Origin of the sequence: Pantoea sp. EKM20T, from assembly GCF_011800485.1 — a bacterium.
Lineage (GTDB): Bacteria > Pseudomonadota > Gammaproteobacteria > Enterobacterales > Enterobacteriaceae > Pantoea > Pantoea agglomerans.
On sequence record NZ_JAALFW010000009.1, the window covers coordinates 129840 to 155409 of the forward strand.

The window sequence follows — 25570 nt, forward strand, 5'->3', positions numbered from 1 at the left end:
TTATGCACTCTCAGCAACGGTTGAACGGGATTCGATGAACTGCACCACAGCACGCGTGACATCGGCCGTTGTGGCCGTGCCGCCCACATCGGGCGTCAGGATGCCGCAGGTGCAGACATGTTCGATGCTTCCCATGATCAGTGCAGCGGCTTCATGCTCGCCCAGATGCTCAAGCATCTGTACCGCCGTCCAGAAGGTGGCGATCGGGTTAGCGATGCCCTTACCGGTGATATCAAAGGCTGAGCCGTGAATCGGCTCGAACATCGATGGAAAGCGCCGCTCAGGATCGATGTTCGCTGTTGGCGCTACGCCAAGGCTGCCAGCCAGCGCCCCGGCCAGGTCGGATAAGATATCGGCATGCAGATTGGTGGCGACGACCGTGTCCAGGCTCTGCGGGTGCAGCGTCATGCGGTGCGTCATGGCATCCACCAGCATTTTGTCCCACTGCACATCCGGGAACTCCAGCGCCACTTCAGCCGCAATTTCATCCCACATCACCATGCCATGACGCTGCGCATTGGATTTAGTGACCACCGTCAGCAATTTACGTGGGCGCGACTGAGCAAGTTTAAAGGCATAGCGCATGATCCGGGTGACGCCGACGCGGGTAAAGATCGCCACTTCGGTTCCGACCTCTTCCGGCAGACCTTTATGGGCGCGGCCGCCATTGCCTGAGTATTCTCCTTCGGAGTTTTCACGCACGATGACCCAGTCGAGGTCACCTGGACCCCGATTACGCAGCGGCGAGGTAACGCCAGGCAAAATTTTTGTCGGCCGCACATTCGCATACTGATCGAAGCCCTGACAAATCGGCAGGCGCAGCCCCCAGAGGGTAATATGGTCAGGCACATCCGGAGCGCCGACCGCGCCGAAATAGATAGCATCGAATTTTTTCAGCGTCTGTAAGCCGTCTTCCGGCATCATCACGCCGTAGCGTTTGTAGTAGTCGGAACCCCAGTCGAAAGTCTGAATATCAAATTTCAGCTGCGGATCGCGATGTGACAGCGCTTTCAGGACTTCAATGCCGGCAGAGATGACTTCAGGGCCGATACCGTCAGCAGGAATTGCGGCAATAGAGTAGTTACGCATGATGTTTCTCCGTATTAATTAATGAGTGTGAGGTTGATGAAGTTCTGTGGTCTGAGGCTTTTTCGCTTTTCCGGACAGAATCAGTACCGTCAGGGCTGAAATCAGCAGCAGTCCGGCCACGAAATAGAGTCCCCCGGTATAGCTACCGGTTTGCTGGCGGATGATGCCAATCATCATCGGTCCGACAAATCCACCGAGGTTGCCAATCGAATTAATGGCTGCAATGCCCGCTGCCGCCGCTGGCCCGCTCAGGAAAAGGGTAGGCATGCTCCACAGCGGGGGCTTGGAAGCGCTGATCCCAACGGTGACGAGTGTCAGGGCGATAATCACTGAGAAAAGGGTTGTGACGCTTCCGGCATAAATCAGCCCGGCCGCGGCCAGCAGACAGGCAGCAATAACATGCCAGCTGCGTTCACGGGTACGGTCCGAGTGGCGGGCCCAGAGGATCATGCCGAGAACACCGGCCACCGCAGGGAAAGCATTCAGGAAGCCGATTTCTAACGATGAGGCACCAAAGCTGTGAATAATCTGCGGTGCCCAGATACCCAGGGTATAAAGACCGGCTGAGGTGCCAAAATAGACCAGCGCCAGTGCCAGAACCCGCTTATCCGCCAGACCGCGCCATGCGCTGGTGTGGCTTTGCCCGGTTGCGCGCGCCTGCTCTTCAGCCTGCAGAGAGTTTTGAAGCCAGGTCCGCTCTTCTTCGGTCAGCCATTTTGCTTTGGCAGGACGGTCGGTGAGCCAGAACAGAACGACGATGCCCAGCAGTAAAGCGGGGATCGCCTCCAGCACAAACATCCACTGCCAGCCGGCAAAGCCCATCAGCCCATGCATCTCCAGCAGCGCAGCGGAGATAGGGGAGCCAAGCGCAGTAGAGAGTGGTGCTGCGGCCATAAAAATGGCGGTAACCTGCGCACGTTTTACAGCCGGGAACCAGTAGCTGAGATAAAGGATGATACCAGGAAAGAAACCGGCCTCGGCTACGCCGAGCAGAAAGCGGAGAATATAAAAACTGGTGGTGCCCTGAACAAATGCCATACAGCCGGAGACCAGTCCCCAGGTAATCATGACGCGGGCGATCCAGATACGGGCACCGACTTTATGCAGAATAAGGTTAGAGGGGACTTCAAACAGAAAGTAGCCAAGAAAGAAAATCCCGGCCCCCATACCGAAGACCATCGGCGAAAAACCCAGGTCCTGATTCATGGTCAGGGCGGCAAAGCCAATATTAACCCGGTCGAGAAACGCGATAAAATACAGCAGCATGATAAAAGGAATAATCCGCAGCGTTACTTTGCGCATTACCTTTTTTTCGAGGTCATTGTGCATATCAGGATGCTCCACAGTCAGGTAGGGTTGTTATCATTTTGTTGTGAACCCAGTATGCTGTTTTGACTGGCGTTATCATCGGCAAGGGTTTATATAAATAACTTGTATAATCTGAGTGCGGGCGAAAAATGGATATAAATCAGCTGAGATGCTTCGTAGTGGTAGGTGATGAACTTCACTTCGGCAGGGCTGCCCGGAAGCTTGAAATGATGCCTGCGTCACTCAGCCGTTTTATCCGCTTGCTGGAAGAGGATCTGGGTATACGCCTGCTGAATCGTTCTACCCGGAACGTTTCTCTGACCCGGGAAGGCGCGGAGTTTTTGAGTGAGGCTAAGTCCGTTGTTGCGGATTTTGATGCGTTACGGTTGCGGTTCCATAAAAACATCGCGTCGCAGAAAAAAACGTTGCGGATCGGTGCCATTGACAGCGCGGCGAGAGGATTACTGCCGAAACTGCTTAACCTGTTTGTCAGTGCGTTTCCTGATGCCGATATCCACATCAGTGAAGATAAATCGCACAGCCTGATCCCACGACTCACCTCGGGCTGGCTGGACCTGGTGTTTGTGCGACCGCCAGAACTAACAGATGTCATTCTGACCACTCGCTTTATCGCCCATGAAACCTGTGTACTGGCAGTCCCTGCTCATCACCGGTTGGTGCATTACGATCGGGTAAGCATTGAGGATTTTTGCAATGAGCCGGTGATTGTGCCGGAAAGACGTTCCCGTCCCCACAGTCATGACCTGACGATGAACCTGTTCAGAGCGGCCGGTAAATATCCGGTTATCGCTCAGTATGCTGAGGAAAAACAGACAATACTGAGCTTTGTTGCTGCTGGGCTGGGTGTGGCGCTCGTGCCATCCTCTTACCGCAACATGAACGCGGATGGCGTAACCTATCTGCCACTGGCTCCGGTCGACAATATAGCCGGGCTGCCACTGTGCGTGATGTGGCACCAGGGAAACAGGGATATCTACGTTAATGCGGTGCTTAATATCCTTGCGGACAATCTTGAGATATTAACAAAAGAGTTGTAGTGGCAGGGCTTACTTCTGACTAAGAATACGCACATCCTGTTTATATCTGCAGGTATAGCGCTAACAGTGAAAACGCCACGGTATACCTCATGTTCGCTGATGCTTAGGTTTTATCAGAGCAACGACTTTATAGTTTCGACAAATTGGCGTTCACTCAGGGCAGTGTGATTCCCCTCGGGTTATGCCTGCAGCAGGCAATCAGGGCCGGATAAAAAATAATGAGTTTATTAAAAGCGTTAAATACCCTGAAACAGTAAGGACGCTTTATGGGTTACTGACACCAGGGTTTTAATGCGAAGGCATGCGGTTATCACTTATTCAGGAAAACTCGCTCATCTATTGATGAGACCCTGCCAGGTAACGGATTACGATGTGGTTATCGCATTCGCCGTGCTGTTTTAACCTTTCAGCACATCCAGGTCCGTCGCTGGTGTTTTCCTGTTCACTTTGCCGGAAATTACGCTATCCTCCATGCAGTAAAAGCCCGCAACTGACGTCAGTTGTGTCCCGCTTTTACCCGCCGCTTTCATCGATCGTCCGTATCCCAAAGCCGCCGTTTACTGAAACCGCCTGCTGAACAGGCGATTCGCGATTCTTACGTCACCAGGAATGTTGTCATGCTCTCACTTAAAGTGTTCAGCCTGTTTTTTGTTGCCGTACTGCTGCTATCGCTGGGAGCCAGCATTGCGCAGGCGACGCGTCACAGCGAAACCGCAGAGCCGGGCGGCTGGGCGACCGCCCGACGTGATTCGTCCGGGATAGCACCCGACCCGCGCGCTTTATATAGCCTGGCTATTGTACAGGTCTATGCTGCGCCGACCTATGGCTGGAAAGGGGCGGTGGCGGTGCATCCGTGGATCATCTTCAAGCGCGCAGGTGAAACTCGATTCACTCGCTACGAAGTGATTAGCTGGGGCAGCGGCGATAAAGTCCGGCGCAACACCAACCTGCCTGATGGCTACTGGTATGGCGCAAAACCGCGGCTGCTGGTGGAACATCGCGGACCGGAAGCAGAAGCGATGATCCCGCAGATTGAAGCCGCCATTAAATCCTATCCGTGGCCGACAACCTACCGCGCCTGGCCAGGACCGAACAGCAACACCTTCCTGGCGCATATTGGCCGCGAAGTACCCGCTTTAAGGCTTGATCTGCCCGCTAACGCGCTGGGTAAAGATTACCGGCCACTGTGGCGTCCGGTCGGGCTGCCGCCATCCGGGCGCGGTGTGCAGGTGTCGATTCTGGGTGTGGCGGGAGTGACGCTGGGTGCAGAAGAGGGATTTGAAGTGAATCTGCTGGGCCTGAACATGGGAGTCGATTTCACACCGTTCCGGCTGCGTCTGCCGTTTATTGGCGGCCTGGGAAATGACAACCTTCAGCAGGATAAGCCCTGACAGTCTGGCCCCGTCAGGGGCCGTTTCACTTCAGCACACGCCAAAGTCACCCTCTTCGTGATAGAGATTGACGCTCTCTGCTTTCACTTCGATCTCTTTTTTCGCCGCATCATCAACGCGTGCACACCATAAGGTGTCACCTTCGACGCGCAGCACCTGCATTTTCGGGCCGCCGGTTTTAGACTGAACAAAATCCTCTGCTTTAAACATATTGCCTCCGTTGTTAATCGTTTCTGCTGCCAGATGACTTCTGGCGCTGATCGTTTTTTGTGTGACGTTTTCCAGTTTATACCCTGACTGTTTTACTGCGAGAAAAAGTCTGCGCATGCTGAGCCGCACTAAGATAATTTCATAGGGTTGTCAGTTGACAACTTATCAATTCAGCGTCAGGATAGGGAAAAATATGGCAAGGAAGCGGCATCCCAACAAAGAGATCGAAACGGCGTTACGCTACGCCGAATCCCATGGCTGGCTGGTCGTCACGGGAGGCCATCACGCCTGGGGCAAAATGTACTGTCCGAAAAATCTGTTGATGTGCCGATGTGGGGAGTTTTGTCTGACCTGTATCTGGAGCACACCAAAAAACGCACATCAGCATGCCCGCGCGCTGCGGCGCGTGGTCGACAACTGTCACTATCTGAAGTCCTGATGCAGCACAAGGAGAAGCATATGGAATATTGTTTCACATTACGGTTCAGCCTGCCGGAAGGGCACGCGCCGGTGGATGAACTGCTGGAAACGCTGGCAGCGGCAGGCTGTGATGATGCGCTAATCGGCCTGGGCATGCCGGGCAGAATTGCACTGGAGTTCACCCGCGAGTCTGACTCCGCAACGGATGTATTGAAGCAGGCAGAAGAGGATGTGCTGCGTGCGATACCGGGAGCCACGCTGGTGGAAGCCGCACCCGATTTTGTGGGATTGACGGATGTGGCGGAGATCATCGGCATGACGCGTCAGAATATGCGTAAGCTGATGCTCAGCCACCGCCCGCCGTTTCCGCTGCCGGTGCATGACGGTAAAACCGCCATCTGGCACTTAGCGGATGTGCTGGAGTGGCTGATTCAGCGTGGTAACTATACGCTGCCTGCGGCGACCCGAGAGCTGGCACAGGTAACGCGGCAGCGCAATCTTAACGGGTCGCTGCAACGTTACGGCCTGCAAGCCTGAAGATTAGTGCGGCAGCAGGAAGATCGTCGCCAGTCCCAGGAAAATAAAGAAGCCGCCGGTGTCAGTAAGGGCGGTGATCAATACGCTGGAGCCGACGGCGGGATCGCGATTCATTTTAGTCATGACCAGCGGCACCAGCACGCCCATCAGCGCGGCCAGCAGCAGATTCAGCGCCATGGCCAGCATCATAACGCCGCCCAGCGCCATATTGTCATACATCAGCCAGGTGATACCGCCCATGATGCCGCCCCAGAACAGGCCGTTGATCAGCGCCACGCCAAGCTCGCGGACGATCAAAAACGAAAAGTTGCCCGGTTCAACCTGATGTAAGGCCAGCGCCCGCACAATCATGGTGATGGTCTGATTACCGGTATTGCCGCCGATACCCGCGACGATCGGCATCAGCGTGGCCAGCGCCACGATTTGCGAAATCGTCCCTTCAAACAGCCCGATAACCCGTGAGGCGACAAAGGCGGTACAGAGGTTAATCGCCAGCCAGGCCCAGCGTTTACGTACCGATTTACGCACCGGCGCAAACACATCCTCTTCCTGACTGATCCCCCCCATTTTACGAATGTTGCTTTCGTTTTCGGCATTCACCAGGTCGATGATGTCTTCAATGGTCACGCGGCCAATCAGCTTGCCTTTGGCGTCGGTGACGGCGGCAGAAATGAGGTTATAACGTTCAAAGGCGCTGGCTGCGTCTTCGGCCTTATCATTGAGCTGGAAGGTGGTAGGGCGCGCGTTCATCACGTCGCTCACCAGGGTTTTGGGTTTGTTAAGCAGGATGTCCGTCAGCAGCAGTTCGCCCAGCAGCTGATTATCTTTATTGGTGATAAAGAGTTTATCGGTACCGCCCGGCATGCTTTTGCGCTTGCGCAGAAAGCGTTGCACTGTTGCAAGCGTGACATCTTCACGCACCGTCAGGATATTGAAATCCATCACCCGGCCCACGCGGTCACGGTCAAGCTGCACCATATCGAGCATGCGGGCGCGCAGGGCGGGCTCCACAGTTGCCAGCAGGCGTCCGGTCAGGTCACGTGGCAGATAACGCGCCAGCCAGACCTGATCGTCGATATCCAGCGGCTGGATAGCGCGCAGGATATCGCGGTCGCTCATCTCTTCGGTGAGGCTGGCCCAGACCGTTTCAGACGCTTCAACCAGCACATGGCCGCGCCGCTCGTTCGGCACCAGCCGCCACAGCGCCTGACGTTCTTCTTCGGGCAGGGCTTCGAGAATATCCGCGAGGTCAGCGGCATGCAGTTGCAGAATGTCCTGTTCCAGCGCGTCACGCTGGGCCGCATTTTCACGTTGCTGTTCAGGATTGAGATCGCCCGATTTCTCCAGCAGGGCATCAACCAGATCGTGCTCGCTGAGCAGCAGCGTCAGAATGCGATGACGTATTTCACTTAAACGTTGAGAGTGAGAGGCAGACACATTGGATCCCTTAAGTCTGAAAGCACCAGCACGAAGTGTAGCGTTTCGCCTGAAAAAGGGATGCAAAAAAGAGTCCAGTTATCTGGATAACGTTTAAGTGTCAGGTGCGTTTCAGGCGAAATGTCGTTATTGGTTATTCGCTATCGCGTATCGCCTGATGTTATGGCAACCGGTTCAGGAATAGCTTTCTGTTGCTGATGATGCTCGAAGGCAGCAGGCAGGATAAAAATCAGGCGACTAAAAAGAATGATAAAACTAATCAGCAGCACAATGCGGGTCATGGTGCCGGTTTTTTGACGTCTTCGGGGAGAAATAGCGCTGTTCACGCGGGGTGGTTCCTGTAATGACCCCATCTGGGGCGACTGCAATATTTAGTCACAGTCGCCTGATGAAATCAATCGCTGTTGAAAAAAACAGCAGATAAAAATCAGTAACTCGCTTTTTGCGCCAGCAGCGTCGCAAAACGACAGGTGATGCGGTTGCCATTTTCATCTGTGCGATGCAACTGACCGGGGTGCTCGTTGTACTTCACGATGTGCCAGTTGCGGTAGTAGTGGCTGAGCTCGCCTGATTTAAACGCAAAGGAGAAATCAGCCGGGCAGGGCATATCGTCCGTGTTCATCGCCGCCACGATCAGGTTAAAACCGTCTCTGACCGTACAGGCCTGCATGTCGGCAATCAGCTGCGGAATAGTCTGCGGCTGCAGGAACATCATCACCACAGTCGATAGCACAAAGTTGAAGCCGCCATTAAAGCGCGTGTTGTTCAGGTCGCGCTGCTCGGTATGAATGCCGCTGAGATTTTCCTGCGCAATAATCTCCTGCAGGCGCGCCAGGCTTTGCGGATTATGATCCCACGCCGTGACGTCAAAACCGTGCTGATTCAGAAACAGCGTATTGCGTCCCACGCCACAGCCAAGGTCAAGCGCCTTGCCGACGTTGAGCTGGGGCAGCGCCGCAACCACTTCGGAGTGGGGCGGCGTTAAACCATAGGTTTCGGCAAAATAGTTTTCGCCTGAAAGGGGTGCGGTTGGTTGTGTCATATTCATCATTTCAGTTAAACGGGCGCCAGGCGCCCGTGTTGTCAGACTTCTTCTTCGAGGATCAGTTTCCATCCCGTGACGTCATTCCAGTAAACCTGCTCCCGTTCAAGATCGAGCTGAACCAGGTTGTTCTGCGTGAAGTAGCCCGCCGGGAAGGTCAGCGTCCAGTGGCCGTCATCGCATTTCAGGGTTAACGCCTCCGGACGCGTGGTGGCCTGTCGCTGATTATTCAACAGGGTACCCAGGCGAAGCAGGAAGATCAGCGGTACAAACTGCTTTTTCTTGAACAGCGTCACGCGCGGCAGCTCATCAAGCTTTATCGCTTTACGATGGAATCTGACCAGCGCCGCCAGCAGCATCTGCTGATCCTGATTGAAGCCCGGCAGGTTGGTGTTTTGCAGAATATAGGCTGAATGGCGTTGCAGGCCGCTGTGATTGATGGTCAGGCCCACTTCGTGCAGCATCGCCGCCCATTTCAGCAGTGCGGCCAGTTGTGGATTCGCCAGTTTCTGATTCTGCTCGCGCCACTGCAGATAAAGCTGCTCGGTGGTGTCGAGCACGCGTCGTGCCTGATCGCTGTCGATAGCGTAATGGTTCGCCAGACTCTGTGCAGTACGGCTACGAATATCCTGATGGCGGAAACGGCCCTCCATCTCATAGAGCACACCTTCACGCAGCGCACCGTCGGAGAGGCGCAATTCGCGAATGGCCAGCGCATCAAATACGCCGCACAGAATCGCCAGCCCGGGTACAAACACGCCTTTACGCTCTTCCGACAGACCCGGCAGGCTGAGTGCAGCAAAGGATTTGTGTTTCATCACCTCGTCATAAAGCTTTTCGAGGCGCTCAGGCGTAATCAGCTTCTCTTTTTCATCCATCGCCAGCAGCACTTCGCAGGCGGCTTTGATGGTGCCGGACGCGCCCAGCGCATATTGCCAGCCATGCAGACGATATTGCCACGCCAGCGTTTCCAGCTTCTGTGCGGCCGCTAAACGGGCGCGACGGAAGTTTTCACGGCTGATTTCACCTTTCGGGAAATAGAGCTGGGCGAAACTGACGCAACCCATACGTCGGCTCTCAACCAGTTGCGGTTCAAAATCCTCACCAATGACCAGTTCGGTGGAGCCGCCGCCGATATCGATCACCAGCTTGCGGCCTTTCTCCGGCTGGGTGTGTTCAACGCCCATAAAGATCAGGCGAGCCTCTTCATGGCCCGAAATCACCTCGATCGGATAGGGGATCACCTCGGCCGCACGTTGCAGGAAGGTTTCGGCGTTGACCGCCTCGCGCAGCGTGTGGGTACCGACAATCGTCACGTTGCTCGGACTGAACCCCTGCAGGCGCTCGGCGAACAGGGCCAGGCAGGCTAACCCTCGCTCCATCGCTTCCTCGCTGAGGTTGTGCCGGGCATCCAGTCCGTCAGCCAGATGTACGCGCTGCTTAAGGCGGCCCAGTACCTGCATCGCACCATCGACAACCCGCGCAATCACCATATGGAAACTGTTCGAGCCCAGGTCAATCGCCGCAAACTCCTGGGGTTTTGGCGTACTTTTATGAGAAATTGGCATAGGATTTATTCAGGTTGTTCCAGTTTCTTGATGTAATCATAAATGGCCAGCTGCGATCGCACTTTACGACGATTGCCGCGCTGGACGTAATGGTTACTCAACTCTTTATCGACGATGCGGGCTTTCACCGTATCACTCAACTGAATAGCAATAATGTCGAGTATGCGCTGCCGGATGTGGGGATCGAGAATCGCCACTGCCACTTCGATACGGTAATCAATGTTACGTGTCATCCAGTCAGCGGAGGAGAGGAACACCTTCTTATCGCCGCCATTCTCAAAAATATAGACGCGATCGTGTTCCAGATAACGGTCAACAATACTGATGACACGAATATTTTCACTGATCCCGGGCAAGTCAGGGATTAATGAGCACATTCCGCGCACCAGAAGATTAACCTTCACCCCTACGCTGGAGGCTGTATAAAGCCGATCAACCAGACCTTTGTCCACCAGATTGTTGATTTTCAGAGTAATGCCGCAGGGCTTATTCTGCTGCGCATTAGCAATTTCGGTGTCGATTAGCTCATACAGCATCCGGCGCGAGTTCTGCGGCGAGACCATCAGATGATCGAACGTCACGGGCCGGTAGGGATTCTCAATAAAGTTGAACACCCGACGTACTTCATTGGTGATGCGCGCATCCGCGGTCAGCAACGAGTAGTCCGTATAGAGACGCGCGGTTTTCTCGTTAAAGTTGCCGGTACCGATATGCGCGTAGCGCACAATCTCTTCGCCTTCGCGGCGTGAAATCAGGAACAGCTTGGCGTGGATCTTCAGGCCTGGTGCGGAGAAAATGACATGCACGCCCGCTTCAGTCAGGCGTTTCGCCCAGTAAATATTGGCTTCTTCATCAAAGCGCGCCTGCAGCTCCACCACCACCGTGACTTTTTTACCGTTGTAGGCGGCATGGATCATCGCATCCATGATGCGGGAATGCTTAGCAACGCGGTAGATGTTGATTTTTATCGCAAGCACGCTGGGGTCGAACGACGCCTGACGCAGCAGCTCCAGCACATGCTCAAAGGTGTGGTACGGGTAGTAGAGCAGCACGTCGCGATTGCGAATCGCATCAAAGCCGTTGCGGAAGCCATCAAAGCCGATGTGGCGAATCTGCGGCAGCGGGCGGTTCACCAGGTTATTTTTGCCGACGTTAGGGAAGCCGATAAAGTCTTTGAAGTTGTGGTAGCGGCCGCCTGGCAGGATGGAGTCCAGGTTTGAGATGGAAAGCTTGTGGCACAGCAGCGACACCATCGTGTCTGGCATATCGCGCTGGTAGACGAAACGCACCGGTTCCGCCGTCAGTCGCTGCTTCAGGCTGGAGGACATCAGCTCCAGCAGGCTCGACTCCATCTCCGTGACCAGGTCGTACTCGGCGTCACGCGTCATTTTCATTGAATAGGCGTTGAGCGCGTCGTAGTCGTAGAAACCTTTAAAAATGTCATCCAGGCAGTAGCGCAGAATGTTATCCAGCAGGATCATTGGCTTACGGCGGCGCGGTGGCTCAGCCGGTAAATTGATGAAACGCGGGACTTTGTCGGACGGAATTTCCAGCAGCGCATACTGAATATTGTCACCGCGAATGATCTCTACCGCCAGATAGGTGTAGTCATCTTTAAGGAATTCGGTCAGATCCGTTTCATGGGTGATCAGAATCGGCGAGATATGCTGACGCAGCTCGTGCTTGAAGTAGTGGCGCAGCCACGCCTGCTGATTGGAGGAGAGCTGACGTTCGTTGATCAGGAAGATCTGGTTACGTGCCATCTCCAGCAGCAGATCGTTATATAACGCATCAAACTCCTGATCGGACTTCATTACCCGCTGCTGAATTTTCTTAAACAGATGGCGTGGTGTACTGGCGGAACCCTGCTCTTCACCAATCAGAATGCGGCGTTTGAGGTCGGCGAAACGCACTTTATAGAATTCGTCGAGATTATTGGAGTAGATACCCAGAAAGCGCATCCGCTCAATCAGTGGATTGCTTTTGTCTGCTGCTTCCTGCAAAACCCGTTCATTAAAGGATAACCAGCTTAATTCTTTTTCAATATAAAGCTTTACCTGACCCATTCTCACTCCATTTAGCGGTTGCAGGACTGAAGATCCAGTATCCACCAACATTATGGCGAGAGTATGGCAGCGTTGTCCAACGCCAGGAGTTGTCTTATCAATCGGCTACGGGCAACATAGCGGCTTATTTTGGCCTGCTAGCGGAACCGCATGAGCGCAAACCACATTCCTGTCCAATTCAGCGATCGTAAGCGTCGTGCCGTTGACCGTCTGACACGGCGACTGGTCACCTGCTGTGGCGTGGCGATCCTGCTATTGATGCTGCTGCTCTTCTGCTGGCTGATTGGCGTGGTATTACCGCTGTTTAATGCGCCGGGCCTGCAGATTGCGGCCAGCCAGCAACTCTGGGATCGTGCGCCAGCCTTAGCGATTGGCAATCAGGGGAAGGTCGGCTGGCGCATCAGCGAGCGCGGTGCGGCGCGTTTTATTCCGCTGGATGGTCAGCCTGCGGAACCGGCACTGGCGCTGACCCCGCCACCCGGGGAGATAGTGCGGAGTGCCGATGAGCAGACGCTACTGCTGAATATGCAGGGTGCGCTGACACTGATGCAGCCAACCGCCGACCAGCAGTGGCATTTTCCGCTGGGCGATAAACCTTTTCATCTGCCTGATGGCGCAGTGACGAAGATGGCGCTGGCGACGCGCCATGCGGGTCAGTGGCGTATAGCCGCACTCACTGAGGCCGGACTCCGGGTGCTGACGCTCGGCACCGATCGCCAGGCCTCGGTTATCCCGCTGCCGCAACGCCAGCTGGATCTGCTGGCGCTCTCGCCGTCCGGCGATCTGCTCTACACCACTGAAGGCAATCTGCTGCGGGTCTGGCAACTTGACGATGACCGTGCACTATTGCGCGAAACGCACGCCCTGCCGCAGCGGCCAAAAAGTCTGCATCTGCTGGTGGGCGGCACAAGCCTGCTGATCCAGGATGGCAGCGGCGTCACGCAGTGGTTTGCTATCGCCAGCGAACAGGGGCCGCGCCTGCAGCGCATTCGTACTTTTGCCAACAGCGACGGTGGGACCATTCTGGTGACGGAATCACAACGCCGCGTGTTTGCGACGCTCAGTAAACAGGGGATGCTGCGGCTGTTTGCCAGCAAGCAGAATGGCCCGATACTGCAGCGTCAGCTGGAACCTGGCATTGTGCAGGCGCAGTTTTCGCCACGTGGCGACAGCCTGCTGATTGAACGGGCGGGAAGCTGGCAGACTCTGCGGCTTGATAATCCGTGGCCGGACGTCACCTGGCGCAATTTCTGGCAAAAAATCTGGTATGAAAATTACCCCGGACCGGACTGGATCTGGCAATCGACCGCGGCGGGTGACAGTTATCAGGCCAAGTTCAGCCTGATGCCGATGGTGATGGGTACGCTGAAAGCGGCGAGTTTAGCGCTGCTGTTTGCCACACCGCTGGCGCTGGCGGCGGCGATGTACACCGCCTGGTTTATGGCGCCAGGCCTGCGACGCTGGGTCAAACCGGCCATTGAGATGATGGGTGCGCTGCCAAGCGTGGTCGTGGGGCTGATTGCCGGGATCTGGCTCGCGCCGCATATTGGTCAGGCGCTGGTAGGTGTGCTGCTGCTGCCGCTGACGCTGGCGGGCACGCTGCTGCTGTGCGGCGTATTCATCGCGCGTTTACCGCCGCGCTGGCGTCAGCCGGGTCGTGAAGTGCTGATTCTGCTGCCGCTGTTGCTGCTGGTCACGCTGCTGACGCTGTGGCTGCCCACGCTGTTGATACCGGATGCGGGCGACTGGCTGCCGCATTACGAACAGCGCAATCTGCTGGTGGCCGCGCTGGCGATGGGCTTTGCGCTGGTACCGCTGATCTTTACCCTCTCTGAGGATGCGCTGTTCAGCGTGCCCGCAGCGTTAGGGCAGGGCTCGCTGGCACTGGGCGCGACGCCGTGGCAAACCCTGACCCGCGTCGTGCTGCCGGGTGCTTCCGCCGGTATTTTTGCCGCCCTGATGATTGGTCTGGGGCGTGCCGTAGGAGAAACCATGATTTTGCTGATGGCGACCGGCAACACGCCGCAAAGTGAAGGTGGCCTGTTCAGCGGCCTGCGCGCACTGTCCGCCAATATCGCCATTGAGATGCCGGAAGCGGCGGCGGGGAGTGCTCATTATCGCGTGCTGTTTCTCAGCGCCCTGATGCTGCTGCTGTTTACGCTGGTGATCAACACGGTTGCCGAGCTGATCCGTCAGCGACTGCGCCAGCGCTACAGCCAGCACGAGGAGCAGGCATGAAAGCGATGCGACAGAACGATCGCTGGCGCTGGCTAACCGCCGGTGCCGTAGCCGTCTGCCTGCTGGCCTTTACGCTGCTGATTGGGTTACTGGCCTGGCAGGGGGTGCGCGCTTTCTGGCCGCAGCGCGTCGATCTCTACACGTTTAGCCAGCCTGAAGGGGGCGAGACGCGGCTGCTGGGTGAAACCCTGGAACATCAGCGGCGCTTTCCGGCCCCGGCAGATGAGCAGGGCAACAGCGGCGGACAGGTTAATCGCTATCTGATTAAAACCGGTAACCGTGACTGGGACGCACCCGATTTCCGGGTGGTTTACAGTCGCACGGCGGCGCAGGTCAGCCAGCCCGCGGACATCATGGTGCTGCAGCGCCGCAGCCACGGTCAGGCATACGGCTGGTTTGTCGGCCTGCGTGAGGATAATGAAGAGCTGACTGCGCAGGATCCCGATGCACTGCTGCATCAGCGGCTCGGACAGGTGCAGATGCTGGTGCGGCAGGCTAATCAGATTCGCCGGGTCGATATGGCGCGCCTCAACAGCCAGCGTGAGCAGCTTGATGAGCAGGCGGCCAAAAACCGTGCTGCCGGGCGCTTTGATCTGCAGGCCGAGTCAGAATATCAGGCCAATCAGGCCGCTTTGCAGCGCCGGTTTAATCAGCTGAGCGAGACACTGGCTTCGCTGCAACAGCAGAGTCAGCGCGATCTGTTAATCCTGCGGGATGTGCATGGCACCGAACATGCGATCCCGCTGACCGAAATCGTTGACAGCTGGAAGCCGAACGCGATGACGCTAACCGGCAAAACGCTGCATTTTCTGCATCAGCTGTGGCGTTTCGTCAGCGATTCACCCGCTGAAGGCGAGAGTGAATCCGGGGCGTTCCCGGCGATCTTTGGCACCGTGCTGATGGTGCTGCTGATGTCGGTGGTCGTGATGCCGCTGGGTGTCATCGCCGCCATCTGGCTGCATGAATATGCCGGACGCAATGCGCTGACCAGACTGGTGCGCATCGCGGTGGTCAATCTGGCAGGCGTTCCTTCAATCGTCTATGGCGTATTTGGTCTGGGCTTCTTTGTCTGGCTGGTGGGCGGCACGATAGACCAGCTCTTCTTCGCCAGCGCGCTGCCCAATCCCACCTTCGGGACACCTGGTTTGCTGTGGGCGTCGCTGACTCTGGCGTTACTAACGCTGCCGGTGGTGATTGTGGCGACCGAAGAGGGACTATCCCGCATTCCCAACAGCCTGCGGCAGGGTTCGCTGGCGCTGGGCGCGACTCAGGCGGAAACCCTGTGGAACGTGGTGCTGCCGATGGCGGTGCCTGCCATGCTGACCGGCCTGATTCTGGCGGTGGCGCGTGCCGCTGGTGAAACCGCGCCGCTGATGCTGGTTGGCGTGGTAAAAATGGTGCCGGAACTGCCCGTCGACGCGGTGTTTCCTTATCTGCATCTGGATCGCAAATTTATGCATCTGGGCTTCCAGATTTACGATCTGGCGTTTCAGAGTCCGAATATTGAAGCTGACCGGCCGCTGGTGTTCGCCACCGCGCTGCTGCTGGTGCTGATTATTCTGTCGCTTAATCTGCTGGCGATGGGCCTGCGTCACCGTCTGCGTGAACGCTATCGCCTTATGACTCAATAACAGGCTATGACTATGACGTCCGACACGGATATCGCGCTGACCGTTAACCAGCTGTCGCTGTGGTATGGCGAGCGCCAGGCGCTGCAGGCTATTTCGCTGCAGGTGCCAAAAAACAAGATTACCGCGCTGATTGGTCCCTCCGGCTGTGGCAAATCGACGCTGCTGCGTTGCTTTAATCGCATGAATGATGTGATTGATCATTGCCGGGTCGAGGGTGAGGTGTTGCTGGGATCGCAGCCGATCCTGCGACCTGAGCAGGATCTCTCGGCGCTGCGTCGTCGGGTCGGCATGGTGTTTCAGCGCCCCAATCCTTTTCCAAAATCGATCTATGAAAATGTGGTCTACGGGCTGCGTTTACAGGGTGTACGCGATCGGCGGGTGCTGAACGAAGCCTGTGAACGTGCGCTGCGCGCGGCGGCGCTGTGGAGTGAGGTTAAAGATCAGCTGTCACAGAATGCGCTGACGCTCTCGACCGGACAGCAGCAGCGGCTGGTGATTGCCCGCGCCATTGCGATTGAACCGGAAGTTCTGCTGCTGGATGAGCCGACCTCCGCGCTGGATCCCATCTCCACGCTGGTGATTGAAGAGTTGATGACCACGCTCAAGCAGCATTTCACGCTGGTGCTGGTGACGCACAACATGCAGCAGGCTTCTCGCGTGTCAGATTACACCGCGTTTATGCATCAGGGCGCGTTAGTGGAGTTTGATGAGACTGACCGTATCTTTACCGCGCCAAAACAGCGTCGGACCGAAGATTACATTACGGGGCGCTACGGTTAAGTCAGTAACGGGAGCAGAGCAGGTTGTTATGTCAGACGGCTCAAAAGCTCCCTGAGCCTTTAGCCGGACCGCCAGCACTTCAGGGGAAGCCCCGGCTTCCCCTGTCGGGTCAGTCGTTAGCATAACCCTGCGGCGGCAGCGGTTCGCCATCCAGCCAGGCCTTGCCGTCACGCATCGCCAGACGACCCTCAACAAACCAGCCGATTACCATCGGATAGATGGCATGCTCCTGATGCTGCACCCGCTCCGTAATCTCCGCTTCGCTGTCGCCGGGAAAAACCGGGACTTTTGCCTGCAGGATCACCGGACCCCCATCCAGCTCGTCAGTGACGAAATGTACGGAGGTGCCATGTTCGCTATCGCCATTTTCCAGAGCCTGACGATGCGTATGCAGACCCGGATATTTCGGCAACAGGGAAGGGTGGATATTCAGCAGGCGATCGTGAAAATGGGCCACGAACGCGCTGCTGAGAATGCGCATATATCCTGCCAGCACAATCAGGTCTGGACTGTAGGCTTCGATTTCAGCGATGAGCTGGCGATCGAAGGCTTCGCGGTCAGTGAAGTCGCTGGCGGCAAGCGAGTGGGCAGGAATACCTGCCTCCTGCGCCCGCGTCAGGCCATAAGCGGCGGCGCGGTTGCTGAATACGGCAGCCACGCTGCCGTGAATCCGCCCGCTTGCACAGGCGTCAAGGATGGACTGAAGGTTACTTCCGTTGCCGGAAATCAGTACAACCAGCTTTTTCATCCGTTGATGACCACACGCTCTTCGGCATCAGACGCTTTAATCACGCCAAGCTTCCAGGCTTTCTCGCCCGCAGCCTGCATCAGCGCAATCGCGTTGTCCGCGTCTGCCGGACTCAGGGCGATGATCATGCCGACGCCGCAGTTAAAGGTACGGTACATCTCGAAACGGCTGACGTTGCCTGCCTGCTGTAACCAGCTGAAGACGGCCGGCCATTGCCAGCTCTTCTCGTCGATGACGGCCTGAGTGTTGTCGGGCAGCACGCGCGGAATATTCTCCCAGAAGCCGCCGCCGGTCAGGTGTGCGATAGCGTGCACATCGACCTGCTCAATCAGGCTCAGGATATTTTTCACGTAGATGCGGGTCGGTTCCAGCAGATGATCGGCCAGCGGTTTGCCTTCCAGCTGTTCAGCCAGCGGATCGGTGTTGCTGACTTCCAGAATCTTACGCACCAGCGAATAGCCGTTGGAGTGCGGGCCACTGGAGCCGAGAGCGATAAGTACGTCGCCATCCTGCACCTTGCTGCCATCAATGATCTCTGACTTTTCCACCACGCCAACACAGAAACCGGCCACATCGTAATCTTCGCCGTGATACATGCCTGGCATCTCAGCGGTTTCACCGCCCACCAGCGCACAACCCGACTGCAGACAACCTTCGGCGATGCCGGTGATCACCGCAGAGGCGGTATCCACATCCAGTTTGCCGGTAGCGTAGTAGTCGAGGAAGAAGAGGGGCTCGGCGCCCTGTACCACCAGGTCGTTGACGCACATCGCCACCAGGTCAACACCAATGGCATCGTGACGTTTGAGATCCATCGCCAGACGCAGCTTGGTGCCAACGCCATCGGTGCCGGAGACCAGCACCGGTTCACGGTATTTTTGCGGCAGCGCGCAAAGCGCACCAAAACCGCCCAGTCCACCCATCACTTCCGGGCGACGCGTCTTTTTCACTACGCCTTTAATACGGTCAACCAGAGCGTTACCAGCATCAATATCAACACCGGCGTCTTTGTAACTGAGAGAGGTTTTGTCGGTCACTGCGAGGTCCCCACGCGAGTTGCGGTTGGTGGTTTAAAATAAAGCGCGGCAATTCTATCAGTGCAGGCAAACGTTTGCGAGTCCGGGATTGCGCATCGGGCGATTTTCATTAATCCTCTATTTGTCCCGGTAAAACCCGCGGCTTTGCGCAAGAGCAGGTGGCGCGGAGCGTAAAAGGCGGTATAATCCCGCGATTTTTTTTTAGCTCAACTCATTCCGGGAGAACACCAATGAAGATCGTGGAAGTCAGACACCCGCTGGTCAAACATAAACTGGGCTTGATGCGTGAGCATGATATCAGTACAAAGCGTTTTCGCGAGCTGGCGTCTGAAGTGGGCAGCCTGCTGACCTACGAAGCGACCGCCGATCTGGAAACAGAGCGCGTAACCATTGAGGGCTGGAATGGCCCGGTAGAGATCGATCAGATCAAAGGCAAAAAAATCACGGTGGTGCCGATTCTGCGTGCCGGCCTGGGCATGATGGAAGGGGTGCTGGAGCACGTTCCCAGCGCCCGTATCAGCGTGGTGGGTGTTTACCGTGATGAAGAGACACTGGAGCCGGTTCCCTATTTCCAGAAGCTGGTCTCTAACATCGAAGAGCGCCTGGCGCTGGTCGTCGATCCTATGCTGGCGACCGGCGGTTCCATGATCGCCACCATCGACCTGCTGAAGAAAGCGGGCTGCACCAGCATTAAAGTGCTGGTACTGGTTGCCGCACCAGAAGGGATTGCCGCGCTGGAGAAAGCGCATCCTGACGTTGAGCTTTACACCGCGTCAGTGGATCAGGGACTGAATGAGAAGGGTTACATCATTCCCGGGCTCGGCGATGCCGGGGACAAGATTTTCGGAACCAAATAAATCGCACAGCCGACCAGAGAGTCGGCTTTTTTTTGGCAAAAAAAAGATCCCCGAACGGGTTTGGTGTGTCTGCGAGGCTCACCGGCGTGCCTGCTGCTGTGCCAGAGGCGCGCGCCCTGGGGGATAAATAACACAAGGGGATAAATGATGACTCGTCGCGCCATTGGCGTCAGTGAACGACCGCCGTTACTGCAAACCATTCCACTCAGCCTGCAACACCTGTTCGCCATGTTTGGTGCCACGGTACTGGTACCGATTCTGTTCCACATCAACCCGGCGACGGTGCTGTTATTTAACGGCGTAGGCACGCTGATCTACCTCTTTATCTGTAAAGGCAAAATTCCCGCTTACCTCGGTTCCAGTTTTGCCTTTATCTCGCCGGTACTGCTATTGCTGCCGCTGGGTTATGAGGTCGCGCTGGGCGGATTTATCCTGTGCGGCGTGCTGTTCTGTCTGGTGGCGCTGATTGTCAAACGCGCGGGCACCGGCTGGCTCGATGTGATGTTTCCCCCGGCGGCGATGGGCGCGATTGTCGCCGTCATCGGTCTGGAGCTGGCAGGGGTAGCCGCTAATATGGCGGGTTTGCTGCCCGCGGAAGGCAGTGCGCCCGACAGTACAACCGTGCTGATTTCGCTGGTCACGCTGGCAGTGACGGTATTCGGTTCCGTGCTGTTTCGTGGCTTCCTGGCGATCATCCCGATTCTGGTCGGGGTGGTAGCGGGTTATCTGCTCTCTGCATTTATGGGCATTGTTGACTGGAGCGGCGTGATCAAAGCACCCTGGTTTGCGCTGCCAACTTTCTATACCCCGCGCTTTGAGTGGGTGGCGATGCTGACGATCCTGCCTGCGGCGCTGGTGGTGATTGCCGAGCATATCGGTCATCTGGTGGTCACCGCCAACATCGTAAAGAAAGATCTGATTCGCGACCCTGGCCTGCATCGTTCGATGTTCGCCAACGGCTTATCAACGGTCATCTCCGGCTTCTTTGGTTCAACGCCTAACACCACCTACGGCGAAAACATCGGTGTGATGGCAATTACCCGCGTCTACAGTACCTGGGTGATTGGCGGCGCGGCGATTCTGGCGATCCTGCTCTCCTGTGTCGGCAAACTGGCGGCGGTGATCCAGGCGATCCCGGTACCGGTAATGGGCGGCGTGTCGCTGCTGCTGTATGGCGTGATCGGCGCATCCGGTATTCGGGTGTTGATCGAGTCCAAAGTCGATTACAACAAAGCGCAAAATCTGATCCTGACCTCGGTGATCCTGATCATCGGCGTCAGCGGTGCGAAGGTGCATATCGGTGCTGCGGAGCTGAAAGGCATGGCGCTGGCGACAATCGTAGGGGTTGGATTAGCGCTGATCTTCCGTGTGATCTCACTGCTGCGTCCGGAAGAAGTGGTACTGGAGGCTGAAGAATCGCGCGAGCCGTGATCGCAGCAAGCCTGACAGGATCGGGGCAGGGACGCCCCATTCATCTCTTTCTGAAAACTGTGTTAGACTTCCCCCGATTTTTTGCTTGTTCTCTTGCTGAGGTGCTTCTGAACACGCCGGCACAATTGTCATTGCCACTCTATTTACCTGACGATGAAACCTTCTCCAGCTTCTGGCCGGGGGAAAACCCGTCGCTGATTGCCGCGCTGAAAGGCGCTCTCAACCAACAACATGGCAGCTATCTCTACTTCTGGTCACGCGAAGGCGGAGGGCGGAGCCATTTGCTGCACGCCGCGTGCGCCGAGATGTCAGCGCGCAGCGAAGCGGTCGGTTACGTTCCGCTGGATAAACGCACCTGGTTTGTACCGGAAGTACTGGAAGGGATGGAGCAGCTGTCACTGGTCTGCATCGATAACATCGAGTGCATTGCAGGCGAGCCTGAATGGGAAATGGCGATCTTCGATCTCTATAACCGTATTCTGGAAACCGGCAATACGCGCCTGTTTATTACCGGCGATCGTCCACCACGCCAGCTTAATCTGCAACTGCCCGATCTCGCCTCGCGGCTGGACTGGGGGCAGATCTATCGCCTGCAGCCTCTCTCCGACGAAGATAAATTACAGGCGCTGCAACTGCGCGCCGGGTTACGCGGATTTGAGCTGCCGGAAGATGTGGGACGCTTCCTGCTGAAGCGACTGGATCGTGAAATGCGCACCCTGTTTGATACGCTGGATCGGCTTGATCGCGCCTCGATCAGCGCCCAGCGTAAACTCACCATTCCGTTTGTGAAAGAGACACTCGGCCTTTAAAACAGGTCGAGCACCGCTTCGGGCGGACGCCCGATCCGCGCCTTGTCGCCATTGATCACTATCGGCCTTTCAATCAGCACCGGATGTTCCACCAGCGCATCCAGCAGCGCACTTTCGCTTTTGTCGCTGAGTGCCAGTTCGCTATAGATCGCCTCTTTAGTCCGCATCAACTGCTGTGCACTCTGCATTCCCAGTTTCTGTAACAGGATTTGCAGCGTCTCGCGATCGGGCGGCGTTTGCAGATAGAGCACCACTTCCGGCTCGATCCCGCGGGCGTTCAGCAGCGCCAGCGTCTCGCGGCTCTTGCTGCAGCGCGGGTTGTGGTAAATCGTCACCATCTCAGACTCTCCTCTATTCGCAGCGTGAATGCTCAGCCTTTCTGATATTGCTTAAAGCGCTGTTGTAACTGGCGCAACTGATCGATACGGGCATCGTAGCGCGCCTGTTTCAGGCTGCCGAGCGGCACCTGTGCGCTGGCGCTGCCAAGCGCGGTGATCGCCTGATCGAGCTGGCCATTCAGCGCCAGACTCTCTGCCCGCGCCGATAACTCTTCATCATTCAGTCCCTGCTGTGCAGACGCCTGGGCCAGCAAATCCCAGCCGTTGGGATCATCTTTATTAGCCCAGGTGTAGCGATTCAGAATGCGGCTGGCGTTGGCATACTGTTTCGCTTCAACGTAGGCATTGGCCAGGTTGAGCTGCACCACCGGGCTGTTTTTTGCACTGGTGGCGGCGCTGAGCAGGGCGATCGCCTGTTGTGGCTGATTCAGGCCGATATCGATGTCCGACATAAGATCCAGGAACCAGACGTTATTCGGCTGTTTCGCCAGCAGCGGCGTCATAATCCGCTTCGCATCGGCAAAGCTTTTCGCCTGCAAAAACTGTATGGCTTTGCCATATTGTGACGCCAGCTGCTCACGAGAATTGCCGCTGGCATACTGGCTCAGCAGTTCGTCGGTGAGCTGATTACGCCCGGTGGAGTACATGCCCAGTGAACGCACCTTTGCCAGATAGAAATCTTCTGTAGATTGCACCACCACCGGCCGCATCTGGTTAGCGCGGTTGCGGGCATCCGCCAGACGGCTGTCGGGCAGGGGATGCGTCAGCAGAATTTCAGGAGGCTTCGAGGAGAAACGGCTCTGATCGGCCAGCTTCTGTAAAAAGTTCGGCATCGCCTGAGGATCAAACCCGGCGCGCTGCAGTACCTGAATTCCGATGCGGTCAGCTTCCTGCTCATTACCCTGGGTAAAACTGATAATTCCCTGCTGAGTTCCCGCCAGGGTGCCGGTCAGTGCTGCCATGCCTGCCTGCGGATTGGCCATCGCCAGCAGAATAGAGCCCAGCGCACCGACCCATGTCAGTGGCGCATTGCGCTTCTGATCTTCCATTGCGCGCGCCAGATGGCGCTGGGTAACGTGTGAGATCTCATGCGCCATTACTGACGCCAGCTGGCTTTCATTTTCGGTATAGCGAAACAGCGCTGAGTGCAGCACCACGTTGCCACCAAAAAAGGCAAAGGCGTTGAGCTCATCGTTCTGAATCAGAAAGAAGTGGAACGGGGTTTTCACTGAGTCGGCGTGCGACACCAGTCGCTGACCCAGCTGATTAATATACTGATTAAGCAGCGGATCGTTGATCAGCGGCGCACTGGCACGCAGCTGGCGCACATAAAAGTCGCCCATCTGCAGTTCCTGATTAATCGACAGCGTCGAACCGGCCGTAGTGCCAATATCGGGAAGTGAATCACTGACATCGGCATAAGCAGGTGACAGAGTAGTGAAAATGAGCGTCGGAAGGAGCGCGGCGATCAGCGTTTTCTTTAACCGGTTCAACATGCCTTAATCCTGTAGAGAGGCCCTGAAAATGGACAGGTGCGCAGCGGGAATGTTCCATTTTTCGCAGATAACGACGGTTCGTGACTATCTTAACCAGAGCATCAAAAGAATGAAATGTCGTTTTCTGGCAAACGACCGACGTAATTTGTGCAAGATCACCCATTTTGACGAAAAAAACTGAACATCCTGCCAACTTAAACCGCGGTTAAACGAATAAAAACCGGCGGAGTATCGCCGGGTTTGTGAGCGGTTAAGTAACGCCTTATTCATTTATTCCCAATGCGCTTCGGCAGAATAAAGCAGAATCTGCTGCCGCGCAGATTTAGCCTGTGAGCGGATTTTTTTAAAGTTATGTAAATTCACTCAAAAAAACTGACTATGGCATGAGTTTTTCCAGGTCTACTCTGAAAAAATAGCCCTCTCTGAGCCGTGAATCTCCTCTTCGCCATTGATAAATTAAATCGTAGCTCCCGCCTTTATCCTGCTTATTCCAGCTACGCCTGGCTGTTATTTATTGCTGTTAATGTCACAGGAAGTGAAAAGAGCACAAAGAGTCAGGTCCATTCTGATTAAGACCTTTTTTTCCTCATAATGAAACTTTTCGATTAATACGGAAGGTGAATAATTTCAGCGGTTATCAGCCGCGCGCTGACCTGAATTTACGCAGGCGAGAATTATGCCTGCGCTGTGATATAGATAGCCGACCTGATTCAGTCCTGAATCTGCCAGACATTATTTGCCGGAGAGAAGTGTTATGCGTTCAGTTGTTTCATACGCGTTAATCGCCATTATTGGCGGAGTCGTTGGCGCGGCTGTCACACAGAGTGGCGAGATTTATGACAAAGTGACACGCCATTTTGCAACCGAGCCACAGGAAGCCCCGGGATTCTGGAGTACACCGGCGATTGAAGGTTACGGCAAAATTCATTATGAGCCCGACGCCGCGTTTAAACCGGTGGCGGGCCTGAGCAATAAAATTGTTTTCCAGATTACCCGAAGCGATGGCGCGATGACCGCGCCCAATCTGGGACTGGAGCGTGTGGCGCGCGTGGTGAATTTATATATCGCCTCCGGCATTCCGGCCGATCAGCTGAAGTTTGTCGTTTCGGTCACCGGCGATGCGACGCCCGCCATGCTGGATAACGCCCATTTTAAAAAGTTTTATGGCATCGAAAATCCAAACCTGAAGCTGATTAATGAGCTGAATCAGGCGGGAGTGAAAGTCTCGGTCTGCGATCAGTCCGTGGCATTCCATCACTATCCCAATAACTGGATTGATAAATCTGTGGTCCATGCGCTTTCCAGTCCGACCACCGTATCAACCCTGCAAAACCAGGGATACGCGTGGCTGGCAATGTAATTGATGTTTTAAACGATCGGGAGAAGAGTTAATGCGTCCAGCAGCTTTAGTGGTGATGGCAGCCGTAGCGGGATTTATCGGAGGCAATGTTTTACAGTTGCCGGAATTATTCGATAAGGTCAGCGGAAAAATGGCGGATAATAAATCCGAACCTGCTGATTTCTGGAGTACGCCAGCGATTGAAGGCTACGGCAAAATACATTATGTCGATACGCCTGCATTTAAACCCGGCACGACAGCGGGCCTGAGTAATAAAATAGTATTCCAGATCAACCGCAGTGAAGGGGATATTCGTAAGCCGAATCTCGGTCTGGAGCGCGTAGCGCGCGTCACCAACCTCTATTATGCGGCGGGTGTGCCACTCGACCAGCTGAAATTTGTGGTGTCAATTAACGGCGACGCGGTTTCATCAGCGCTGAATAATGACCAGTTCAGCAAAGCCTACGGCGTCGATAACCCGAACCTGAAGCTGATCAGCGAGCTGAAAAAAGCGGGCGTTCAGGTCACTATCTGCGATCAGTCAGTGGCGTTTCATCAGCTTGAGCGCAACTGGATCGACCCGATGGTCACTCACACCATCTCCAGCGGCACCACCGTTGCGACCCTGGAAAACAGCGGTTACGCCTTCCTGATGCTTTAATTCCCCCACAGCGGCGTCACTGCCGCTGTCACCTGCCAGTCAAATTCCTGTGATGCCCCTGTCATAGAACGCCGCTAGT

Annotated in this window: 24 protein-coding genes; 12 read left to right on the forward strand and 12 right to left on the reverse strand. The window is 55.8% G+C overall.

Translation table 11 applies throughout. The features are described 5' to 3' along the window. Window positions 1-1089, reverse strand: a complete 1089-nt coding sequence (locus HFD94_RS16295; protein ID WP_010260109.1) for a tartrate dehydrogenase — start codon at window positions 1087-1089, stop codon at window positions 1-3. An 18-nt stretch (window positions 1090-1107) separates the two neighbouring features. Beyond that, the gene (locus HFD94_RS16300; RefSeq protein ID WP_010260106.1) at window positions 1108-2418 is read right to left on the reverse strand and encodes an MFS transporter; all 1311 of its coding nucleotides are present in this window, start codon (window positions 2416-2418) and stop codon (window positions 1108-1110) included. A gap of 128 nt (window positions 2419-2546) precedes the next feature. Here HFD94_RS16300 and HFD94_RS16305 point away from each other — a divergent pair, with 128 nt between their 5' ends. Together HFD94_RS16305 and HFD94_RS16310 are read left to right on the forward strand one after the other, a co-directional pair. Beyond that, complete coding sequence (locus tag HFD94_RS16305) at window positions 2547-3455, forward strand: LysR family transcriptional regulator (protein WP_122889740.1); 909 nt, start codon at window positions 2547-2549, stop codon at window positions 3453-3455. A gap of 617 nt (window positions 3456-4072) precedes the next feature. Continuing rightward, a complete protein-coding gene (locus HFD94_RS16310; RefSeq protein WP_010260100.1) occupies window positions 4073-4846 on the forward strand; it encodes a DUF3750 domain-containing protein in 774 nt (257 codons plus the stop codon). A 30-nt stretch (window positions 4847-4876) separates the two neighbouring features. Here the strand turns inward: HFD94_RS16310 and HFD94_RS16315 are convergent, their stop codons facing one another. Further along, entirely contained in the window at window positions 4877-5056 is a 180-nt protein-coding gene (locus tag HFD94_RS16315) for a hypothetical protein (protein WP_022624131.1), read from the reverse strand. A 193-nt stretch (window positions 5057-5249) separates the two neighbouring features. Here HFD94_RS16315 and HFD94_RS16320 point away from each other — a divergent pair, with 193 nt between their 5' ends. Together HFD94_RS16320 and HFD94_RS16325 are read left to right on the forward strand one after the other, a co-directional pair. Continuing rightward, entirely contained in the window at window positions 5250-5495 is a 246-nt protein-coding gene (locus HFD94_RS16320; protein ID WP_010671328.1) for a hypothetical protein, read from the forward strand. A 20-nt stretch (window positions 5496-5515) separates the two neighbouring features. Beyond that, a complete protein-coding gene (locus tag HFD94_RS16325) occupies window positions 5516-6013 on the forward strand; it encodes an AlpA family transcriptional regulator (RefSeq protein WP_010671329.1) in 498 nt (165 codons plus the stop codon). Window positions 6014-6016: 3 nt separating this feature from the next. On the opposite strand, the gene mgtE is transcribed toward HFD94_RS16325, so the two are convergent. The 5 genes from mgtE to ppk1 all read right to left on the reverse strand — a co-directional run bounded on the left by mgtE (window position 6017) and on the right by ppk1 (window position 12126). Then, window positions 6017-7450: a magnesium transporter gene (gene mgtE, locus HFD94_RS16330; RefSeq protein ID WP_010671330.1), complete on the reverse strand. Its 1434-nt coding sequence runs from the start codon at window positions 7448-7450 to the stop codon at window positions 6017-6019. A 140-nt stretch (window positions 7451-7590) separates the two neighbouring features. Further along, entirely contained in the window at window positions 7591-7776 is a 186-nt protein-coding gene (locus HFD94_RS16335; RefSeq protein WP_010671331.1) for a YfgG family protein, read from the reverse strand. 101 nt (window positions 7777-7877) lie between these two features. Next, window positions 7878-8492, reverse strand: a complete 615-nt coding sequence (gene tehB / locus HFD94_RS16340) for a tellurite resistance methyltransferase TehB (protein ID WP_010671332.1) — start codon at window positions 8490-8492, stop codon at window positions 7878-7880. A 41-nt stretch (window positions 8493-8533) separates the two neighbouring features. Then, window positions 8534-10060: an exopolyphosphatase gene (gene ppx / locus HFD94_RS16345; protein WP_010260078.1), complete on the reverse strand. Its 1527-nt coding sequence runs from the start codon at window positions 10058-10060 to the stop codon at window positions 8534-8536. 5 nt (window positions 10061-10065) lie between these two features. Beyond that, window positions 10066-12126 (reverse strand): polyphosphate kinase 1, encoded by a 2061-nt coding sequence (gene ppk1 / locus HFD94_RS16350; protein WP_010260075.1) that lies wholly within the window; start codon window positions 12124-12126, stop codon window positions 10066-10068. A gap of 150 nt (window positions 12127-12276) precedes the next feature. Here ppk1 and HFD94_RS16355 point away from each other — a divergent pair, with 150 nt between their 5' ends. From HFD94_RS16355 to pstB, 3 genes are read left to right on the forward strand one after another with little or no spacing between them, the layout of a single operon-like run. Then, entirely contained in the window at window positions 12277-14364 is a 2088-nt protein-coding gene (locus tag HFD94_RS16355; protein WP_167433298.1) for an ABC transporter permease subunit, read from the forward strand. Continuing rightward, window positions 14361-15995: a phosphate ABC transporter permease PstA gene (gene pstA, locus HFD94_RS16360; RefSeq protein WP_167423504.1), complete on the forward strand. Its 1635-nt coding sequence runs from the start codon at window positions 14361-14363 to the stop codon at window positions 15993-15995. The genes HFD94_RS16355 and pstA overlap by 4 nt, the downstream gene beginning before the upstream one ends. Before the next feature lie 12 nt (window positions 15996-16007). Beyond that, on the forward strand, window positions 16008-16775 hold the full coding sequence (pstB, locus tag HFD94_RS16365; protein WP_010260068.1) for a phosphate ABC transporter ATP-binding protein PstB: 768 nt from the start codon (window positions 16008-16010) through the stop codon (window positions 16773-16775). Between the two features lie 109 nt (window positions 16776-16884). Here the strand turns inward: pstB and purN are convergent, their stop codons facing one another. Both purN and purM read right to left on the reverse strand, forming a co-directional pair. Continuing rightward, on the reverse strand, window positions 16885-17523 hold the full coding sequence (purN, locus tag HFD94_RS16370) for a phosphoribosylglycinamide formyltransferase (protein WP_033788088.1): 639 nt from the start codon (window positions 17521-17523) through the stop codon (window positions 16885-16887). Continuing rightward, entirely contained in the window at window positions 17520-18560 is a 1041-nt protein-coding gene (gene purM / locus HFD94_RS16375; protein WP_010671337.1) for a phosphoribosylformylglycinamidine cyclo-ligase, read from the reverse strand. Before purM ends, purN begins: the two co-directional genes overlap by 4 nt. 230 nt (window positions 18561-18790) lie before the next feature. Between purM and upp the strand changes: the two genes are divergently transcribed. From upp to hda, 3 genes are all read left to right on the forward strand, one after another. Continuing rightward, entirely contained in the window at window positions 18791-19417 is a 627-nt protein-coding gene (gene upp, locus HFD94_RS16380) for a uracil phosphoribosyltransferase (RefSeq protein ID WP_009088774.1), read from the forward strand. A gap of 147 nt (window positions 19418-19564) precedes the next feature. Further along, window positions 19565-20848 (forward strand): uracil permease, encoded by a 1284-nt coding sequence (gene uraA / locus HFD94_RS16385; protein ID WP_010260058.1) that lies wholly within the window; start codon window positions 19565-19567, stop codon window positions 20846-20848. A 107-nt stretch (window positions 20849-20955) separates the two neighbouring features. Continuing rightward, window positions 20956-21657 (forward strand): DnaA inactivator Hda, encoded by a 702-nt coding sequence (gene hda / locus HFD94_RS16390; protein WP_195719715.1) that lies wholly within the window; start codon window positions 20956-20958, stop codon window positions 21655-21657. On the opposite strand, the gene arsC is transcribed toward hda, so the two are convergent. Both arsC and HFD94_RS16400 read right to left on the reverse strand, forming a co-directional pair. After that, window positions 21654-21995 (reverse strand): arsenate reductase (glutaredoxin), encoded by a 342-nt coding sequence (arsC, locus tag HFD94_RS16395; RefSeq protein WP_086906249.1) that lies wholly within the window; start codon window positions 21993-21995, stop codon window positions 21654-21656. The two genes, hda and arsC, sit on opposite strands and share 4 nt — an antisense overlap. A gap of 32 nt (window positions 21996-22027) precedes the next feature. Beyond that, window positions 22028-23491 carry a M48 family metallopeptidase gene (locus HFD94_RS16400; RefSeq protein WP_010260049.1) on the reverse strand — a complete coding sequence of 488 codons (1464 nt, stop codon included), beginning with the start codon at window positions 23489-23491 and terminating at the stop codon, window positions 22028-22030. A 754-nt stretch (window positions 23492-24245) separates the two neighbouring features. On the opposite strand from HFD94_RS16400, the gene HFD94_RS16405 reads away from it, so the two are divergent. Next, window positions 24246-24851, forward strand: a complete 606-nt coding sequence (locus tag HFD94_RS16405) for a DsrE family protein (RefSeq protein ID WP_010671340.1) — start codon at window positions 24246-24248, stop codon at window positions 24849-24851. 31 nt (window positions 24852-24882) lie between these two features. Further along, the gene (locus HFD94_RS16410; protein WP_010671341.1) at window positions 24883-25491 is read left to right on the forward strand and encodes a DsrE family protein; all 609 of its coding nucleotides are present in this window, start codon (window positions 24883-24885) and stop codon (window positions 25489-25491) included. Window positions 25492-25570 lie beyond the last annotated feature (79 nt).

Bases quoted from the DNA above. Each gene is read 5' to 3' on its own strand.
- HFD94_RS16295 (WP_010260109.1), bottom strand. From the start codon at position 1,089: ATGCGTAACTACTCTATTGCCGCAATTCCTGCTGACGGTATCGGCCCT.
- HFD94_RS16300 (WP_010260106.1), bottom strand. From the start codon at position 2,418: ATGCACAATGACCTCGAAAAAAAGGTAATGCGCAAAGTAACGCTGCGG.
- HFD94_RS16305 (WP_122889740.1), top strand. From the start codon at position 2,547: ATGGATATAAATCAGCTGAGATGCTTCGTAGTGGTAGGTGATGAACTT.
- HFD94_RS16310 (WP_010260100.1), top strand. From the start codon at position 4,073: ATGCTCTCACTTAAAGTGTTCAGCCTGTTTTTTGTTGCCGTACTGCTG.
- HFD94_RS16315 (WP_022624131.1), bottom strand. From the start codon at position 5,056: ATGTTTAAAGCAGAGGATTTTGTTCAGTCTAAAACCGGCGGCCCGAAA.
- HFD94_RS16320 (WP_010671328.1), top strand. From the start codon at position 5,250: ATGGCAAGGAAGCGGCATCCCAACAAAGAGATCGAAACGGCGTTACGC.
- HFD94_RS16325 (WP_010671329.1), top strand. From the start codon at position 5,516: ATGGAATATTGTTTCACATTACGGTTCAGCCTGCCGGAAGGGCACGCG.
- tehB (WP_010671332.1), bottom strand. From the start codon at position 8,492: ATGACACAACCAACCGCACCCCTTTCAGGCGAAAACTATTTTGCCGAA.
- ppx (WP_010260078.1), bottom strand. From the start codon at position 10,060: ATGCCAATTTCTCATAAAAGTACGCCAAAACCCCAGGAGTTTGCGGCG.
- ppk1 (WP_010260075.1), bottom strand. From the start codon at position 12,126: ATGGGTCAGGTAAAGCTTTATATTGAAAAAGAATTAAGCTGGTTATCC.
- HFD94_RS16355 (WP_167433298.1), top strand. From the start codon at position 12,277: ATGAGCGCAAACCACATTCCTGTCCAATTCAGCGATCGTAAGCGTCGT.
- pstA (WP_167423504.1), top strand. From the start codon at position 14,361: ATGAAAGCGATGCGACAGAACGATCGCTGGCGCTGGCTAACCGCCGGT.
- pstB (WP_010260068.1), top strand. From the start codon at position 16,008: ATGACGTCCGACACGGATATCGCGCTGACCGTTAACCAGCTGTCGCTG.
- purN (WP_033788088.1), bottom strand. From the start codon at position 17,523: ATGAAAAAGCTGGTTGTACTGATTTCCGGCAACGGAAGTAACCTTCAG.
- upp (WP_009088774.1), top strand. From the start codon at position 18,791: ATGAAGATCGTGGAAGTCAGACACCCGCTGGTCAAACATAAACTGGGC.
- uraA (WP_010260058.1), top strand. From the start codon at position 19,565: ATGACTCGTCGCGCCATTGGCGTCAGTGAACGACCGCCGTTACTGCAA.
- arsC (WP_086906249.1), bottom strand. From the start codon at position 21,995: ATGGTGACGATTTACCACAACCCGCGCTGCAGCAAGAGCCGCGAGACG.
- HFD94_RS16400 (WP_010260049.1), bottom strand. From the start codon at position 23,491: ATGTTGAACCGGTTAAAGAAAACGCTGATCGCCGCGCTCCTTCCGACG.
- HFD94_RS16405 (WP_010671340.1), top strand. From the start codon at position 24,246: ATGCGTTCAGTTGTTTCATACGCGTTAATCGCCATTATTGGCGGAGTC.
- HFD94_RS16410 (WP_010671341.1), top strand. From the start codon at position 24,883: ATGCGTCCAGCAGCTTTAGTGGTGATGGCAGCCGTAGCGGGATTTATC.